Origin of the sequence: Thalassoglobus neptunius, from assembly GCF_007859735.1 — a bacterium.
In the GTDB taxonomy this organism is placed as follows: Bacteria; Planctomycetota; Planctomycetia; order Planctomycetales; family Planctomycetaceae; genus Thalassoglobus; species Thalassoglobus neptunius.
Genome location: NZ_SIHI01000014.1, coordinates 19,289 through 36,558 on the forward strand (window position 1 = coordinate 19,289; position 17,270 = coordinate 36,558).

A 17,270-nucleotide genomic window follows, 5' to 3' on the forward strand; every position below is an offset into this window, starting at 1 on the left:
CTGACTTAAGAAACGTCTGGCGACCGATATTCTAAGAGGCCAGTTCCTTCAAAATCGTGACTGTTCGATTAGATGGAGAACGGCATTCCCCCATATCCATACCGGAATCGTGCATCATGCACTGTGGTTTGTTCAGGCGGTCTCCCCAACCAGGTGGTCCATCCCAGCATCGGCTTCGACTCATCGTTGCGACTGAGCGACATTGGACAAACTTCTTCAGCGGGGATGGAAAACTCGAGTTCGAAATCCAAATCGATGCCTGCATAGTGATGGACGAGTTCCGCCAATTGTTGATGCCCATCACTCCCCGGAAGGAACGCGAGAAACTGCTTCCAGGTGAAGAGTCGCAAAACTACTCGGAACAGACTCTGGATCTCACGCATTCGCGAACCGGCCACGACATTTGAGCCCAGTTGCATGTTTCCGCCGGACATTGAATCACCGGCAGCGAACGACGACAGACACTCCTTCGGCAAGTACATCCAGCGCTCGCACATTTGTTCCACGTCGACATCGATCTGAAAATATGCTTGGAGCAGTTGTTTGAGCCCCGCCGCACTTCGACAACGATCTGCGAACAACCCACCAAAATAGAGAATGACTTCATCGTGGAAGGAACTGCGATCGTTGAGTCCCGGCCCCGCGATGCCGGCCACGGCCCGAAGCGATGTCGTTATCGCATTCTCTCGGTGCTCAATGAACTGACTTCGCTCATAGACGAACGGCAAACGATGCTTTTCGCTCGCCTGAAAGAAGAACGAAAGGGCTCGATGATTAAACAGATCGAATAAGTCTCGTAAACCATAGTCCTTGTGCTGGGCGTGAGACCTTTCGATGACAAGAGATGTGTAATGTGGAGGAAGAACGCCATTGGGGCCGGTCAGTCCCATGAACGTCGCTGTCACTTCGGCCGACGGTTTTTCGTCGTCGCCCAATTGACGAATTCGTGAAATCTCCGTCGAGGGAAACGTGAGCGACTGGAAAGACCGAAACCGGATTCGCTCATTCTGAAACAACGCATCCATCCCGACAGAACGCCGGTATCGACTGTCGACTTCGAGCATCAACGCACTCTGCAACAGCCGCACTGCCTGAAAGAAATCGAAATCCGCAGACTTCTCTGTGAGAACGCGGATCAGATCAGAGGTCGATGCCCGACCTTCGGTATCCACTTCCATGGAGTGACCCCTTTCTCTTTGCGGAGGACTGTATTGGCACTGGTGCGAGTAAACGAATTGAGCGAAGAGTACATCGACAAAAACCGGTCGATGACACTGCAGAAGAGATAGGCGCTGTCGCCGGTGTAGCTTTCGTCATCAAGGAGGAATTGAATTTCAGTGCCACGTGCGAAGACTCCCTCCACACGGGCAACACAAGGTTCTGCCTGAATTTCGAGAAGTCCCGAAACGAGTTTCTCGGTGTGAACGGACGCAATCGGGTCGTTCAGCCGGAGTATTTCCTGAAGGGCTTTCATTCCGTCCTGACCGCTCAGCGAAAGATGATTGAGGGACAACTGCGAAATCAGCGGCCATAGGTTTCGGATTCCGAGATGTTGCCGAACGGTACGTGTTGGGGAGACCAGACAACGAATACTCCCAACAACTCCGAGCCCCCCGACAGGAGTCCAACGAATCTTTGACAACTCCCGCTTGCTCAGTTGCTCCGGAATCATCCGATTGAAGCATGTCAGCCGTGTCCGCAGAGTCCCGCGGCTTTCCCTGAGGTCGCGAAACTGTTCGTCGACGAGAGTCATGTAGACTTCCGACGGGCCGTCTGAATTTCCAACATCGCGCGCTTTCGGGCCGGGACGCCGCGTTGCGTTCCAATATCTCGAAGACCGTCCATGTTTGTGAGAGACGGAGAAAAACGGAGCGTAAACATCTTCAGAATCGTCATCGGTCACTCGAACATCGTCGATCGTGTAGATCTCTTTGAATGCTTCAGCGCGTCCATCAGGAATCAACCGATATTCGGAACGATTTCGACCGAGTGGAATCGCATCAGCTGTTTGCTGAAACAAGTTGACGATCGGAGTACATCCGAGTTTGATAACCGACGGCCGCACGAGTGACTCAAGATCCTTGTCGTGCGATTTGAGGTAGACCCAGAGATCCAGATTTGTCCCTGCTGCGCTCCGTATTTCGGATGTCAGCCCGGTGATTTCAAAGAACAGAAACTTCCGAGGGAGAATGAAGTACTCGGTCAGCAAACGATATCCCGGGAACGACTGAACGGGAGTCGGCAAGACAGCGTCATCGTCATCGAATCCAACTTGACGGAGACACGATGCCGGGAGGACACGGGCCGGTTTGTCCGGGTCTTCCCCACTGATGGCGACTTCGAGGCTGTTCGTGGACAACAACTCAACGAGGCGGGCTGCTCGTTCGAAGTTGCTCATGTCGACATAAAAACGCAGCGTCTCGAATTCGTACTCCGCGATCCGTTTCTTCTGGTCGAATGGTTGCAGTGTCAGATGGAGCGCTGACTCGGCATTCACTGAGTGAGACGTTTGAGGTCCTTGAAATGGTGGGGGCAGAATCTCCGCGTTTTGAACCGTTAGCGGAAACATGCGAACCGGCGAACATGTTCGATAGCTGCCCGCGAATCCATCGATTCGCTCCGTCTCTAATGCCGTTCCTCTTGGAATTTCGGATCCCCCGACCAGATCTTGCTGCTTGGGGCTCATCGCAAACTCGACGATGGACATCGAGGGAATTGGAGACACAAGATGGGGATAGAGAATCCCGAGAATCGCATCGACGAGTTCGGGAAAAGTGTCATCCAGCTTCTGTCGAACGCGAGCGTTGAGAAATGCAACTCCCTGAAGCAGACGCTCGACGTGGGGATCTTGAGTTTCCGTGGCACTCAGACTCAGGCGGTCCGCGATCTTCCCGTATCGCTGGGCAAAATCTGCTCCAGCTGTGCGCAGATATTCCAACTCGCGTTGGTACCAGGCATCAATTGAATCGGCCATTCTTCCGTTTACCCCACTTCAAATTGGCCGGAGGCCGATTCCATGATCGAATCAAACCGAACATCTTGTTCGAGTGACTCGATCACCAGTGTCGCCAGAATCCGAAAGCGAAACGTCCGATCGTAGTAGTCTGGATTCGCAACCTTTTCGACACGGACATTCTTCAGTCTGGGCTCGAAGAGACGCAGCGCGGTTTTAATCGACGAGATAAGCACATCTGGCTCGTTAATCGCATTAAAGCCAGCGGCGGTAAAATCAGGGAGTCCGTAATTGATCAAGGAATCTTCAAGCGAATCGAATTGAGGTGGCCAGTCCTGACAGCGATACTTGGTGTTGAGCAAATCCTCAACATCTCTGCGGACAGAGTCCTCGATCTTCCTCAGAAGCTGCGTTTCCGTGATCGGGTCATCCTGAAAACGATCCGGTTCATCATCAATGAGGCGATCGAAAACAGACTGGCGAATCTGGTGATGATGACGATCCGCGGGGCTCATTGAACGTCTCCTTCCATGGGTTCCGAACGATTCGACTCCGCGACTTCTTCTTGAACTTTAAACAGCTGCCAGCACGCAGTTCTCACTTGGCATTCCATCTCAGGTCGTTCGATTTCTCAGTCTCGTTTTCTCAGTCGCGTTCAATAACGATTTCTGTGACTTCCATAATGGATTTCACATCTTCTCCGACGAGAAGCTCCCGTTGACCTTGTCCGCAAACAGGCCCATCCGGCACTTTCTGCACCCAGTCTGTGGCCCGTCCGACGTGGACTCTTCCATCTTCATTCGAAGCAGAGTCGAAATAGATCGCGGGCACGCAAATGCGTCCGGAGAGTTCACCAACGGTTTTGATCCGGGCTTTTCTCCAAAGTTGATCAACGAGATTGTTAGGGGCGTCAAATTCCAAATCGTCAATTTCGTCAAGGTTGACCCAGTAATACTCTCCAGTTGCTGTAAAGACTTCCAAAATGGGGCCCATCAAATCGTCGAGATCTCGAATCCCCTGAAATGCCTCGCGATTGCATTTTCCCGTCAGTTCCGATTCTGCTTCACTGGCCTGTTGAATCCGTTCCACAGCAGCAGCGACATCACCTTCACGCAAACAGGTGAGTGCTTCAAGTCGTTTCTGTGTCGATTCGGAAGGTTGTTTGATGAACTCAGGAACACGGCCTTGCTCAAAGACTTCTTCGCGGGCAACCTCACATCGAATCAGATGCCGGATCATCGCCGCACCAATCATCGCGTCCTTGTCGATTTTGGTGATCGCTTCCAGTTGCTTGTCCGCACGTTCCCAGTCGCGAGTGAAACAGAGAAGCTCACAGTAGAGACTTCGCTTGGTAATATCTCCGGGTGTCGAACGGACGTCGTCAGCGGCCAGTGCAACGGCCTCGCCAAGCTTTCCCTGCTGAAAGAGTTCGATCGGTGTCGTCATGCCACTAGTCCTTAATTGCTTGACTTCCGGGAGCACTGATCTCCCGCGCCGTCAAAGTCATTGTTGATGTGAGTGCGTCCAGTTGATAATGCGGAAGCAGGTGGATGAGCACTTTGTATGTCCCCGGTTTTCCAGGAACTTCGTCGACCTGAATTTCTGCTTTGAGGAGTGGGTACTTCGCCTTCATCTCGGGCGAAGCTTTCTCATCGGGCGTCACATAATCGGTGATCCAGCGCCCGAGATGATCCTCGACAGCCTGGGCACTTTGCAAGGAACCGATTTTGTTTCGAGCTTCAATCCGCAGAAAATGAGAGATTCGCGAACAACACAAAACGTACTGGAGCATCGCCGAAACACGCGCATTCATCGTCGCAACATCGTCGTTGTACGTCTGCGGTTCGTGAACCGATTGATTCGCGTAGAATGCGGAAAATGGCGTCCCGTGACAGGCAGAGAGCGGGATGAAACCGTGATGCGTCAAATCCTGTTCCAGTCGATCACTCAATGCGACTTCGACGGATGTCTTTTGAGCAGCGCTTGACTGGTCTGTACTAAACGAGTGCGTCGGAAACTCCGTCACAACTCCTCCGCCATCAACCCCTCGCTGCATTCCCCGGATATCTGCGAACCAGCCGCTTTGAAGGTAAGCGCGAAGGACCACACAGGCGAAGCCCCACGAAGCTGGCCCCCAGAGGTAGTTTTCTCGATTCGGTGCGGTGAGGTCTTCTCGAAAGCGAAAACCTTGAGGACTTGCCCCGTCATCATCGTGAGGCAACCGCATCAGAATTCTGGGGAGAGTCACTCCCAGAAACTGCGTGTCGGGATTCTTGCGGAGAGTCTGCCACTTCCGAAATTTGGTCTGCTGAAAGATCTTGTCGATTTGAAGAGGCTGATCAAGCTTACTGAAGTCACTGATACCGAGCATCTCCGGTGTCGCAGAAGTGATCACTGGACAAAAGGCAGCAGCTCCCACTCCGGAAAGCTCGTTGAGCATATCGATATCATTGGGGTGATTGGTGAATTCGAAGTTCGCCAGCAACAGTCCATAAGGAGTTCCTCCGGACATGCCGAATTCTTCCTCATAGATCTTCTTGAACATCTGACTCTGATCGAATTCAACAGCATTGTCGAAGTCTTTTCGGACTTCTCGCTTCGTCACCGAAAGCATTCGGATGTCGACGCCGCCAGTCGATTCGTCACCGACAACGTCGCGTTGCAATTCATCAGCCCGGTCACAAAGAATTTTCAATCCCCGCCAATTCGATTCCAAATCCTGGAATTGCGGGTGATGCAGCACTGAATTGACTTGGGCAGCGATTATGGAATCGAGTTCGCCAATGGCATCCGAGAGACGGTAGCGAACCTGATCAATGGACTGGCCGGACTTTTTGAGAGAGCCGACCCACTTCTGAATCCATGATTCCCAGTCTTCTTCGAGACTCTGGTATTGCGGATGTTTTCCACTTCGATGAGGCGCGACGAACTTTTCATCAACGGTCGAAAGAATGGACTCCAACAGCGTTGGTTCTTTGGATGCTGCGTCAACCGTTTGATTCAGGGACGTCGTTGAACTCATCGGTTCACCGCCCATGTTCAATCCCTCTCTATCTCAAACGCTTCACCAGTTGCAGTTCGAACGAGACCTGACCCAAATTTTTCTTCGTTGTCAAATTGAGTTCGAAGGAGATTCAGTTCCGAGCCCGGAATCAAGCGGCGCAAAAATAGAGGTCCCGCCATCGAATGACGGCAGGACCTGTCGTCTTCACTTCTCAAGCTTTCTGAGGAAGCTTTGCGACCATTCTCAAAGAAGTCGAAAGTTCTTCGAGTTGCAGCCATGGGCGTAGATGAGCCACGGCGTTGTAAGATCCTGGAGCACCAGGAATCTCTTCGACAACGATCTTGGCTTCGGCCAATGGGTATTTGGCTTTCATTTCGCCAGAGGCGTTTTCATCATCAAGAACATAGTCTGCGATCCATTTCCGCAGAAAATCTTCCATGTCCTTGCGTTCCATGAAGGAACCGATTTTGTCCCGAGCAATGCACTTCAAGTAGTGAGCAATTCGAGACGAAGCCATGATGTAAGGCAGTCGAGCCGAAATCGCAGCATTGGCTGTCGCTTCCGGAGTGTTGTACTTCTTGGGACGTTGACACGTCTGTGCCCCAAAGAAGACCGAGTAGTCGGTGTTCTTGAAGTGGCAAAGAGAAAGAAAACCTTCTTTGCTCAACTCCGCTTCACGACGGTCGGTAATCCCGATTTCCGTTGGACACTGAGTATCGACGTCTCCGTCATCACTCATAAAGTTGTGAACCGGAAGTCCTTCGACTTTTCCGCCGTTCTCAACACCTCGAATGGCAGTACACCACTGAGTCTGAGCAAACGCGCGTGTCATGTTTGTTCCCATGACATACGCTGCGTTCATCCAGCAATAGTCTTCGTTCTCAGTTGCAACAGCTTCGCCGCTCGCATCGAGTTCGACTTCTTCGTACCCGAATTCATCGATCGGCTTGGTGTTGGCTCCATAAGGAAGACGAGCCAGGACGCGCGGCATGACGAGACTCACGAAACGGGAATCGTCCGAATCTCGGAACGAATTCCACTTCGTGTACTTCTTCGACATGAAGATCTTTTCGAGATCGCGAGGCTTGGAGAGTTCTGTCCATGACTCGAAGCCAAACAACTGCGGAGCCGCAGCCGAAACGAACGGACAGTGTGCTGCCGCTGCTGTTCCCGAGATTTTCTCAAGAAGATCAATGTCGTCCGGATGGTTCGTGAATTCGTAGTCCCCGATCAAGGCCCCGTAAGGCTCTCCACCAGGCATGCCGAATTCTTCTTCGTAGAGCTTTTTGAACAGTTGGCTCTGATCAAACTCAACGGCCTTGTCGAGATCTTTAAACAGTTCCCGCTTGGTCAAGTTGAGCATTCTCAGCTTCAACATTTTGCTCGTTTCCGAGTTCATCACGAGGTGATGAAGACCTCTCCACGAACCTTCAAGCTTTTGGAATTGTGGATTGTGCATCACCTCCGCAAGCTGTTTCGACATCGTCGCGTCGATTTGGTCAATCGCTTTGCGGATCTTCGCAATCGCACTCTTGCCGACGAGGTTTTCTCCTTGAGTCGCAATCTTCACGAGATTGCGAATCAAGTCTTGTCCTTCATCTTTTTGAACAGACGAAGGCATTGACGTCAGCATCTGGTCGAGAAGACTGCCCTCCGAAGTTGTTTCGGCCGCTGCTTGATCCTGTTGTTGTTCGGCGCTCATTCTTCACCCCCTTTGTCGCTGTCAGATGAATCCGAACCGATTTCGTCGGCAATTTTTTGTAACTGCTCAGTATCGCTAAGAATTTTTTCGAGCGCCTGCTCGAGATCTTCTGATTGATCCATGGTGGTCAAAAGGTCTCGCAGCTTGTCACGTGAGTCGAGAAGTCCCTTCAAGGCCGGGATCTGCTCGACGATCTTTGCTGGATCAAAATCGTCCATTGAATTGAACTTCAACTGGACGGCCATTTCGGAGTCTTCTTCGCCTTCCACCATGGTGTTTTTGACGCGAATATTCAGCTCCGGTGAGATGTTCGCCATGATGTCGTTGAAGTTGTCTCTATCGATGGAGACAAACTTTCGCTGACTCAGGCTCTTTGGCGGACTGGATGGATTTCCTGAGAAATCGCCCATCACACCCATCACGAACGGAAGTTCTTTCTTGACGATTGCGTCACCAATCTCGACATCGTATGTGATGTGGACCCGCGGTTTCCGCACACGATCAAGCTTGTGCTGGATAGATTCTGGCATCGACGCATTCCCCCGTTCTTCGGTGACTGAGTTTCTAAACTCACCAGTTTGTAAAAAGACAAGATTTGGAAGAGTCAAGCGGTCAAAGCCGCTCAGCGACCCTTCAACTGTGCGGCAAAACGATTGCTGTTGTCAAGTTGAACGCACACTCATTGCCGAGGTGCGAATATGAAGACACGTCATTCGTCAAGGCATTCATTCTTAGTATGTCAATCACAGAACCGGTTGCTCAAAGACTCAATTGTGAGTCAGGTCGACCTCATCTGCTGCGATCATGGGGATTGGAATGGCCTCTGCGAACTCTTCGTTTAGTCTGTCACATTCCTTCTAATACTCTTCTTCCGGAACAACGATTCCAACGTCGCGATACAGAGACCGGCGGACGTCAGAATCACTGATCAAATCTTCGTACAATTCCTGCGGAGTCATTTTTCCGCGTCGGATCACTTTGCGAATCTCTGACGGAAGCAGGCTTTGTGGTTCGTGCTGTTCAATCCAGCGAGCGACTTTCTCAAGTATGTCAAAGGCGTCGTTACGACTTTGAATCCCATCTCGTTTTGGCGGTGGAGCACCAGCTCCCGACTCGCCGGATGATTCTGCTTCGGATTGCTCTTCTGAATCATCGACATCAACTGCATCAGAGAGTCTGTCTCCGGCCAGCTGCACCAGAACGTTTTCAGCTTCACGAATCGCTGATTCGAACTTGGACAAATTCGGAGCAAACTCATCACCAGCTTGCTCACTGAACACGTCATTCAGCCGCTCAAGTTCCGCCTGACACTTCGCAAGATTGTTTCTGGTCTCGGTGAAGAACTCCGTCGGCGTTTCTGCGATCGCCTGACGAAACTGTTCGAGCGTCACCGCTCCGCGAGAGATTCGCACCTCACGTTCGGCCGGATCGAGTTGTTCGATCTGCTGAGCCTGAATGTATTGCCACATGACAAGATGACCGAACGAGCCATCGCTGGTCAAAGGCACTCTCATCAGAGGATATGCGATCACGTCCCCATTGAGTCTGGCAATGGGAAGCAGCGTTGTCTCGATTCCGTCTTCGTCAGGAGTCGGAAGAAGTTCACCCCAGAAACGGGTGACAAGTTCGGTCGTTAATTCGATCGATTTGGCGAACCCTGCAAACCCATCAAGTCGGATGGCCGCCTCGATCATATAGGCAGCGATTTCGAGATCTTTGGCCTGGGTCCGGAGATATTCCTGGCCTTCATCCCAGACTTCACGCCAGAACGGAATCGAACTCGCGGACGATTCACCGTCCTGATCGCTCTGCGTTTCTTCCTGACGGGCGGAGTTTCTCGCATCTTTCACACGACGAAAGATATTGTTGGGATCGTCATCGTCCCGTAAATCGACACCACCCGGCTGGTCTTCGCTGATCGGTTCAAGCAACAAGGGGAGATCAACGTCGGTTCCCATCGGCCCCTTTCTAATGTCTTCTCAATTGCCAAATGCATTCACCAATCTCTGCGGCGAAGTTGGTGAACCCGCACGATTCTTGCAAATGGATCCTGTGAAGCGTCGAGCACTTGACGCACCACGTTTGGTTAAAGTCGTATCAATTCGACTCAACTCTGCATCATCTTCCCAGAAATTTCTTTCCGCTCGCAAATTGCGTTCAAAAGATTTGCTCATGGAAATTGCGAAGTTCAGAGAAGAAAACGCAATTAAACTCTTTCCCTACTCTCTCGGGAGTCTAACGCCCGAAACACAGAGTTTCAAATATTTTACACGATTTGTGAATTCGTGAGTCGCAGCATTAACGTTTCGAGCGCCTGTTTATGAACGCGACTCGCCCACGCTTTGCTGATTCCAACTCGTTCTCCAGCTGCCTTAATGGTGAGTCCGTCGTAGTAGACTCCCTCCACAATTTCTCGCTGCTGGTCCGGCAACTCCTGAATTAATTCCCTCAATTTCTCCAGAAGATCAAGTTGCTCAACCTGTCGTTCTCTCTCTTCATAGGAATTGTCAACAGCCTCGCCGCCGGGCCTGTCTTCGCTTCCCAGTTGAGAGACGAGAAACACCGTTGCCAATGCATTGGTTGTTGAAGCGAACCACGAAAGATCTTCGCTGTTTGCTCCCCCAGAAGAACTTGTTGCGAGCACGTCATTGGCACTCTGCTCATATCGGCCGCGATTAAAATCGGCTTTGCTGAACCATGACATTTTCCCGAGACCGTCCAGAATCGATCCCCGGATCCGGTAGTAGGCATAGGTCGAGAAGTTGACGCCGCGGCGAACATCAAAGTCTCGCGCTGCTTCAGAGAGACCAATTTGACCGAACCCGATCAAATCATCGAGATCAACATTCTTGGGGAGCCTTTGATGCAGCTTCCACGCAATCGACCGCACTAACCCCTGACAACTGTTGACGAGGTCTCGTGGAGATGGAACATCTGTTTTGCTTCGAGTCGTCATTGCACTATTGCCCTGTCAAATCCGACCAAATCTGTTCCAGCCGACGACGCGACACCGGGTCTTCGCAAAGAGTTTCGGCGACCCAGTCAACCAGCTTCTCTGACAATGGAGCCTCAAGCCCTTCGATCTTCGATGTCACCACTTCCACCATTTGGGCGGCCACTTCTTTGTCGAACGATCTGTTCTCCCCAAGACGATTCCTCAGTTCCTGAAACTCTTGTCGAAGTTGATTGGTTTCTTCGGAACCCACATCTTGCGCGTCTGCGGAACTCAATATCTGCGATAGAAGATTGAGTTTGGGAAGCCGCTTGACGAAGTCATCGTTCCCGTCTCGATCAGTTGCTCGAAACGAGTTCGAATCCTGGTCGCCAGAGCTTGAATTGAATCCACTCATCGTGCCCCCACTAGTCACCAGTGCCATCACACCGCTGCCATCAACGTCTCGAATTAGACCAAGTTCAAGCTTTCACTGCACTCGCCTGAACCATTTTCTTTCGATGAACACAGAGTTGATGATTGCGAATTCGCGAAGAATGTCTCAGAAGGACTCTTCGAACATGTTCTCATGAATGTGTGTCAACAGCCATCTCAAATCCACACATCTGCTCGACTTCAAGAATACTTCACAATGAATGCTGTGGTGCAGAGGTTTCAAAAATCAGTTGTCATCTCCTGAGAGTGAGGCCGCCCCGGGAAACCGAATGAGCAAAAAATGAAGCCAAAAAACAAATGACCTTGCGACAGCATTTGTCGCAAGGTCATTCGTCAATGTCGCAGACACTTCAATCGTGACTCGAAACTCACTCGTTCCCTGAAACCTGGACCACTCGATCCTGCTTCAAAGAGTAGCTCTCGGGTTGTGCATTGAATTCCTCGAGGTTTTCAATGGTCGAGAACATGTAGAAGCGACCACCGCAATCGACGAGGTAACGTCCGACTTTCACTTCGTGAGTTTTCACGAAATGAACAGGATCGCAACCGCCGAAGGCGACAGCATACTTCTCAGGATCTGCCTGAAACTTGTTCAGACATTCCTCATTGGCGAAGTGATAGATGCGGCCTTTGTAGACAGCTTCCTGTGACGGATCAGGAGTCACTCGAACGCCGTCACGCCAGGAAACGATGCAGATCTTTTCCAGGTGGCTGATTGGCGATGGAGCAACGAGCTCAGCAGTTTTTTCAACAGCCGGAGCTGGAGTTTCTGTCAGTTCTGGCAGAGGTGGCAACTGTGCTTCCTGCGGAAGTTCTGGAACGTCTTCCATGTCGTCGTCCATCGGTGTCCGATCGATTGCAGGAACCTCTTCGGCATCGACTTCTGGAACTTCTTCGAGTTCAGGAGCTGGGATATTTTCCGGATCGAGCGGTCGAACAGCTTCGGGATCAACCGTTGGCTCTTCTTCGACAGCCGGCATTGGGCTGACTTCGGTCGAGACATAATATGGTCGATAGTGACATTCGATTCCGCAAACGCTGATCGCTTCCACTGCCATTTCGCGAACTCGTGTCGATGGCTCAACCGGGCAGCCTTTTTCGTCCATTTCGTACGCGGTCTTGGCGAGTGCGTTCAGAGTGTCTTCATCACAGCAGTTCTTGCAGCGACAATCTTCAGCGCGTGCTTCTTGCCGTTCACGATTTTTCATTTTGTGCTTCACAGTATCAACTGTGCTGGTGTAGAAACCGACGCAACTGGCCCAGACACCCTGGCTCTGCTGGCAGTCCTGGCAAGTGTTGTTGCGGCCGCGACCTGAGTTGCAACCGTTGCGCTCCAGCATGTCCCGCAATCCCTTCGCCGCAGCGAATCGAACGCGCTCAAACTGGTCTTCCTGCATCGCGACGATCAGCATTTCCTTCGCTTCTGGAAACTGGCTGCAATCGAGTGACGCAAGATAGTCAATCGCCTTGATTCTGTTCGGAACGTCCAGTTCCCGTGCACGAATCTTGGAAGCCAACCCTTTGGGAGTGGTTTCCTCTGCCATATGAAATGGCTCTTTCAGCAGACGATCTTTCTCGAAACGACGAAGGAATTCCCCCCAGGGAGGTGCACCTTTGTCTTGTGCTTCGGAAATTGAAACGAAACCGGTCGTCAGACACATCAGGCACAGGAATACCTTGGCTGCCCGACTCGGTGTTCGCCGTGTGATTGTGGCGGACATTGGTTAAGACCTCCGTGAGAAGAGTTGAGAAATCGATTCATTGTCTTCATTCGGAACGAGTTGTCTTCTCCGACAAGACCGCTTTGGTCGATGCAAGTGGTTCGACAGGAAACAACCGCGAAATTGCGCGTTGGTCCGAATAGGTAAACTCTGCGGAAGAAATTCACCGGCACATCCCGCCGAATGCTCAGCGAGTCTCCGTGATTTCCAGCGAGAAACGCCGCTTGCTCCGATCTCTCGATGCCTTTCTCCACGTCAAATGAGCCTTTAGCACGTCGCATCGTTTTGATACAGCCATGACTTTGGCAAGTCGGCAAAGACCGGAATCACGCGCTGTCCGAAGTTTAGAAAGAGTTCTGATTACGCAGTTCGAGCCTAAGAACAGTTCGGGAACAAAGAGCTTTCCAGCAGGGACTTTTCGAGACGTTTGTGATGCGAACGGTCACACTCTTATGATGCGAACGAACCGCTCGCCGTTTTTCGGACCGCAAATTGTTCTCGGGCTGCAAACTGTCCCGGCAAGAGTCTTTCAACTCGAAGTTCACCGACCTGATGACCAATCAAGAAACAGAAGTTACTCCGAAGACAAGACGCCCTCCGCGCTCGCGAAGGCGAATATGGATCTTCCGAACTCTTGCCATTGCCTTTCCGTTTTTACTGATTGGGCTTTCAGAAGCCATCTTGAGAACTGCCGGATACGGGACCGATCTTTCGCTCGTCATTCAGTTGACGAGTCTCGATCGAGAACTGCCCTGGCAAATCAATCCGCGGGCAGATCGCGTTTATGTGGGAATTGGCGATGTCATGGGCCCCCAGCCTCGTCGAATCGATATTCCTCCTCAAAAGGAAATCGATCGCGTGGTCGTAATCGGCGGCTCAACGGTCATCGGCTTCCCGTATGCACCGGAAGTCGCCTTTCCTAAGTACCTGCAAGTCCTTCTGAATGACGTTTCCCCAGAACGTCCGGTGGAGGTCCTCAATCTCGGAATCACCTCGATCAACAGCTTTGCCGTCGCTGACCTCGTGCAGCAGTCACTGCAACTCAATCCGGACCTGATCATTCTCCATACAGGACACAACGAGTTCTACGGACCCGGTGGGCCAGCTTCGACAGCTCAGCAAATCCCCACTTCGTTCGCTCCATCATTTTATCGTTGGCGACGAACTCGCCTCAGCCAGCTGCTGACATTGACCTCCAAGCAACAGGTTCAAGACGACCTCCTGTCCGTCTTGCCCTCGACATTTCAGATCCCGTTTGAAAGTGAGATGGTCTCACAAGCGACGGACAATCTGATTTCCAACCTCGATACAGCGATCACGACCGCATCGAACGCGGGGATTCCGGTTGTCCTCACAACTGTCGCCTGCAACTTGCGTGATCAGGGCCCACTCAATGCCTTCCTTCCGCACGACATCACAGAGATTGAGCAAAACGACTGGGCCATCGCGATGCGAGACGCCGAAATCGCAATGCTCGACGACAACTACGAACTCAGTCGTGAGAAACTCAACAAAGCCATCGAAGTCTGCCCGGAACACGCAGCGTCTCATTACCGGCTTGCTCAATGCCTCGAACGCCTCAACGAACCGGACGCCGCATTGAAGGAATACGAACTCGCCCGAGACTATGATGGCTGCCGCTTTCGTGCTCCGAGCCCATTCACAAAGGCAATTCGAGACATCGCCGCTTCTCACCCATCAGTTCAATTCGTCGACGTGGTTGATGAACTGGATGCATACACAGAATTTCCAGCTCCGGGCTTTGACTTGTTTCTGGAACATGTTCACTACAACCAGCAAGGGCACGCTGCCCTCGCCCGTCTTCTTGCCCCAGTGGTTCAGAACGCGCGGAAGCTGACATGGCCGACCGATCACGAAATCACCGACGATGAGTTGGTCACTCAGGTCGGACTGGTCACCGAGGACGAACTCGCAGCTCTTTCATTCTCGATTCAAGTTCTTGAATCCCGCCCCTTTCAAAACACGCTTGACCATCAACAACATATCCAGTTCCTGGTCAACGAAATTCTCGGCAAACTCGATCAACTCTCCCCAAGTCGCCGGGAGTGCTTTGAGTCACTCAACACCGATGTCATGACAAATTCTCTGATCGAAAGCCTCGTTAAAGAACATTTGCGCCTCGGCAATCTCGAAGATGCCCATGAAATGGCGCAAATTCTTTTGAAGCGAAAACCGTGGAAAGCCGAATCCTATCAGTTGGCGGCACAGGTTGCTGAAGCACGTTCTGACACTCAGAACGGGAACGACTACGCAGACCGTGCGCGTGAACTTGCCGTTCACTAGCCGCTTTGTTTCCGAATCTCTGAAATTTTTTAGCTCTTCAAAATCGCCCATTCGCTCCGAACACACGGTAGTACCGCGTTCCAAACCAACGGTCTCCCTCAAGACCAAAACAATCGCGAACTTGTCGCAACCGGATTCAGTTCAGCCCGGTTAAGTTCTCACGATTCCTGCACTTCGGTGTATTCAAATTGAGCAAAAATCTTTGCAGACTTTTGACATTTTTCTCATTAGCGGGATGAATTCTCCAGTGCCGATCCGCATTTTACTCGGTTTCACAATTGCGTTGGTGAATGCGACCGCCCCTTTGACGCCCCCGATCAGAGGCGCAAAGCGTAACTTTGACCGCAGTTAGCTTGCCAACTGTGCCCCCTTAGCCTACGATGCATACAGATAAGTGGATGTATTGATACTACGTTGACCCTTTCATCCCATTTTCTGTTTGGTTTTTCTTTCTTTTTTCAGGAGATTTCACTTCATGAACAGAAACTTACGTCAAAGAAAAGCTTTCACGCTGATTGAATTACTGGTCGTCATCGCGATCATCGCCATCCTCATCGCGTTGCTTTTGCCAGCCGTTCAACAGGCTCGCGAAGCTGCACGCCGAACGCAGTGCCGAAACAACCTGAAACAAATCGGACTGGCGCTGCACAACTACCACGACGCCTACAATCAGTTCCCGAACACCGTCATGGCGTACGGAAACCCCAACCTGTACGCAACAGGCAATGGCTGTAACGCTTGGGTCCGCAGCCGTGGCTGGGGCTGGCGCGTTTCGATCCTGCCGTACATCGACCAGGCTCCACTCTTCAACTCACTCGATAGTGACAACACCGGATTGAACGGTTGCTTTGGAGCTAATGGTGGTGTGCCGAATGACACCCCAAGCTCAGTTGCCATTTCAACCGTCATCTCTGCTTACCTTTGCCCAAGCGATGACACCGAATCAAGTATTGGAGCTTACTCAGGGAGAGCTGTTCACGGATCGAACTACCCAGCGGCTGTGCGTTCACGTTCCGATCGTAGCCACGGAGCCGAACGAAACACTGACGGCGACCTTGGGCTGATGACCCGAACCGGAGCCAGCGTTGAAGACGCCAAAGACGGTTCTTCGAACACAATTCTGGTCGGGGAAGTCTTCCGTGGAAAAACTTTGGTTCGAACCAGCGGTGGGTACCCATCCCCTGCCGGACCAAACGGAACTGTTGGAAACACCCACAATCGAGAACGTTGCCGTGAATGGTTCGAAAGCACAGCTTGGTGTCAGTGCAACGCTGGTGTTGTCGAAGACACAAGCCTCCCAGCAAACGATGGAGCTAACCCAAATCAATGGCGTCAAATTTGGCGTATCAACGATCCAAAACCGGATCAAGTGATCTGGACTGACCGTGTTGATGCCGGAAACGGTGGCGGATTGCCACTCTCCAGTGCTCACGCTGGGGGTGCTCAGGCACTCTTCGGTGACGGAGCGGTTCGGTTCGTTTCAGAAAACGTCGACGGAGTTTCGTGGGCACACATGTTCTCACGATCTGGCAAAGAAGCGAACGTCATCGCCTTCTAGTCAAGTTTTCAAGTGGTTGAAGACATTGCGTAAACACGAATCGCCGCTTCCCAGCGACAACGGTTTACGCGAGTTTTCGAAATCGAATAGTTTGCACTGCTTTTTGTTCAGCTGAAGTGAATTCCGCAAACGAGCGATTTCAATCGCTCGTTTGCTTCTTTTCTCACGTTCATATTCTTATCTGATCGTCAAAGAAAGACTCAGAAATGTTCTCACGGCTTTGGATTTGCTTTTCCGTCGTTGCATTGTTGCAGGTTGGGTGCGGAAACCCTTCCGTTAAGGAAATGTCGCAGGAGATTCCTTCCCTCAGCTATCCGGCTCTCGAAGATTTCGACCAGACAGCCATGATGGAAGTTGGATACGCTTATGGTGGTGGCAACGTCAACGGGTTGAAAGCAGCCGTTAAAAAGGACTCCTTCAAGAGTGCTGTCGAACAGTTTGAAGCTGCTCCGCTTCCTGAAGATGCAGCCAGCAAACAACCGCAAAAAGACGCAGTTGTCGCCGCGGCCAATGATCTCATCGAGAAAGCTGGTGGAAGCGACAACGAAGCAACCAAAGCTGCTTACGACAACCTTCTGAAAGCGATTACTGATCTACGAGTTGGCCAGCCTGCTCAGGAGTAGATCAGGCGTTGACGAAC

At 51.6% G+C, this 17,270-nt stretch carries 14 protein-coding genes; 3 read left to right on the forward strand and 11 right to left on the reverse strand.

Annotated elements, in window-relative coordinates; all coding sequences use genetic code 11:
• Positions 1-68: 68 nt before the first annotated feature.
• The 11 genes from tssG to KOR42_RS17125 form a co-directional block, all read right to left on the reverse strand.
• Positions 69-1,178 (reverse strand): type VI secretion system baseplate subunit TssG, encoded by a 1,110-nt coding sequence (gene tssG / locus KOR42_RS17075; protein ID WP_146511059.1) that lies wholly within the window; start codon positions 1,176-1,178, stop codon positions 69-71.
• Positions 1,136-2,974, reverse strand: a complete 1,839-nt coding sequence (gene tssF, locus KOR42_RS17080; protein ID WP_146511060.1) for a type VI secretion system baseplate subunit TssF — start codon at positions 2,972-2,974, stop codon at positions 1,136-1,138. Before tssF ends, tssG begins: the two co-directional genes overlap by 43 nt.
• An 8-nt stretch (positions 2,975-2,982) precedes the next feature.
• Positions 2,983-3,468 carry a type VI secretion system baseplate subunit TssE gene (gene tssE, locus KOR42_RS17085; protein ID WP_146511061.1) on the reverse strand — a complete coding sequence of 162 codons (486 nt, stop codon included), beginning with the start codon at positions 3,466-3,468 and terminating at the stop codon, positions 2,983-2,985.
• Positions 3,469-3,598: 130 nt separating this feature from the next.
• Positions 3,599-4,399, reverse strand: coding sequence for a type VI secretion system accessory protein TagJ (locus tag KOR42_RS17090; RefSeq protein WP_146511062.1), 801 nt, complete (start codon positions 4,397-4,399; stop codon positions 3,599-3,601).
• A 4-nt stretch (positions 4,400-4,403) separates the two neighbouring features.
• Positions 4,404-5,975: a type VI secretion system contractile sheath large subunit gene (gene tssC / locus KOR42_RS17095; RefSeq protein WP_231740976.1), complete on the reverse strand. Its 1,572-nt coding sequence runs from the start codon at positions 5,973-5,975 to the stop codon at positions 4,404-4,406.
• Positions 5,976-6,168: 193 nt separating this feature from the next.
• Positions 6,169-7,659, reverse strand: coding sequence for a type VI secretion system contractile sheath large subunit (gene tssC, locus KOR42_RS17100; RefSeq protein WP_146511064.1), 1,491 nt, complete (start codon positions 7,657-7,659; stop codon positions 6,169-6,171).
• A complete protein-coding gene (tssB, locus tag KOR42_RS17105) occupies positions 7,656-8,189 on the reverse strand; it encodes a type VI secretion system contractile sheath small subunit (RefSeq protein ID WP_146511065.1) in 534 nt (177 codons plus the stop codon). Before tssB ends, tssC (KOR42_RS17100) begins: the two co-directional genes overlap by 4 nt.
• Positions 8,190-8,516: 327 nt before the next feature.
• Positions 8,517-9,617, reverse strand: coding sequence for a type VI secretion system protein TssA (gene tssA, locus KOR42_RS17110; protein WP_146511066.1), 1,101 nt, complete (start codon positions 9,615-9,617; stop codon positions 8,517-8,519).
• Positions 9,618-9,925: 308 nt separating this feature from the next.
• Positions 9,926-10,615, reverse strand: coding sequence for a sigma-70 family RNA polymerase sigma factor (locus KOR42_RS17115; protein ID WP_146511067.1), 690 nt, complete (start codon positions 10,613-10,615; stop codon positions 9,926-9,928).
• A gap of 4 nt (positions 10,616-10,619) precedes the next feature.
• The gene (locus tag KOR42_RS17120; RefSeq protein WP_231740977.1) at positions 10,620-11,036 is read right to left on the reverse strand and encodes a hypothetical protein; all 417 of its coding nucleotides are present in this window, start codon (positions 11,034-11,036) and stop codon (positions 10,620-10,622) included.
• Between the two features lie 379 nt (positions 11,037-11,415).
• Positions 11,416-12,768: a YHS domain-containing protein gene (locus KOR42_RS17125; RefSeq protein WP_146511069.1), complete on the reverse strand. Its 1,353-nt coding sequence runs from the start codon at positions 12,766-12,768 to the stop codon at positions 11,416-11,418.
• A 552-nt stretch (positions 12,769-13,320) separates the two neighbouring features.
• On the opposite strand from KOR42_RS17125, the gene KOR42_RS17130 reads away from it, so the two are divergent.
• From KOR42_RS17130 to KOR42_RS17140, 3 genes are all read left to right on the forward strand, one after another.
• Positions 13,321-15,072, forward strand: a complete 1,752-nt coding sequence (locus tag KOR42_RS17130) for a tetratricopeptide repeat protein (RefSeq protein ID WP_146511070.1) — start codon at positions 13,321-13,323, stop codon at positions 15,070-15,072.
• 475 nt (positions 15,073-15,547) lie between these two features.
• Positions 15,548-16,630, forward strand: a complete 1,083-nt coding sequence (locus KOR42_RS17135) for a DUF1559 domain-containing protein (RefSeq protein ID WP_146511071.1) — start codon at positions 15,548-15,550, stop codon at positions 16,628-16,630.
• Positions 16,631-16,836: 206 nt separating this feature from the next.
• Complete coding sequence (locus KOR42_RS17140; RefSeq protein ID WP_146511072.1) at positions 16,837-17,253, forward strand: hypothetical protein; 417 nt, start codon at positions 16,837-16,839, stop codon at positions 17,251-17,253.
• Positions 17,254-17,270 lie beyond the last annotated feature (17 nt).

Excerpts from the sequence above, each read along its gene's own strand:
- tssG (WP_146511059.1), bottom strand. The coding sequence starts at position 1,178 with ATGGAAGTGGATACCGAAGGTCGGGCATCGACCTCTGATCTGATCCGC.
- tssF (WP_146511060.1), bottom strand. The coding sequence starts at position 2,974 with ATGGCCGATTCAATTGATGCCTGGTACCAACGCGAGTTGGAATATCTG.
- tssE (WP_146511061.1), bottom strand. The coding sequence starts at position 3,468 with ATGAGCCCCGCGGATCGTCATCATCACCAGATTCGCCAGTCTGTTTTC.
- KOR42_RS17090 (WP_146511062.1), bottom strand. The coding sequence starts at position 4,399 with ATGACGACACCGATCGAACTCTTTCAGCAGGGAAAGCTTGGCGAGGCC.
- tssC (WP_231740976.1), bottom strand. The coding sequence starts at position 5,975 with ATGAGTTCAACGACGTCCCTGAATCAAACGGTTGACGCAGCATCCAAA.
- tssC (WP_146511064.1), bottom strand. The coding sequence starts at position 7,659 with ATGAGCGCCGAACAACAACAGGATCAAGCAGCGGCCGAAACAACTTCG.
- tssB (WP_146511065.1), bottom strand. The coding sequence starts at position 8,189 with ATGCCAGAATCTATCCAGCACAAGCTTGATCGTGTGCGGAAACCGCGG.
- tssA (WP_146511066.1), bottom strand. The coding sequence starts at position 9,617 with ATGGGAACCGACGTTGATCTCCCCTTGTTGCTTGAACCGATCAGCGAA.
- KOR42_RS17115 (WP_146511067.1), bottom strand. The coding sequence starts at position 10,615 with ATGACGACTCGAAGCAAAACAGATGTTCCATCTCCACGAGACCTCGTC.
- KOR42_RS17120 (WP_231740977.1), bottom strand. The coding sequence starts at position 11,036 with ATGGCACTGGTGACTAGTGGGGGCACGATGAGTGGATTCAATTCAAGC.
- KOR42_RS17125 (WP_146511069.1), bottom strand. The coding sequence starts at position 12,768 with ATGTCCGCCACAATCACACGGCGAACACCGAGTCGGGCAGCCAAGGTA.
- KOR42_RS17130 (WP_146511070.1), top strand. The coding sequence starts at position 13,321 with ATGACCAATCAAGAAACAGAAGTTACTCCGAAGACAAGACGCCCTCCG.
- KOR42_RS17135 (WP_146511071.1), top strand. The coding sequence starts at position 15,548 with ATGAACAGAAACTTACGTCAAAGAAAAGCTTTCACGCTGATTGAATTA.
- KOR42_RS17140 (WP_146511072.1), top strand. The coding sequence starts at position 16,837 with ATGTTCTCACGGCTTTGGATTTGCTTTTCCGTCGTTGCATTGTTGCAG.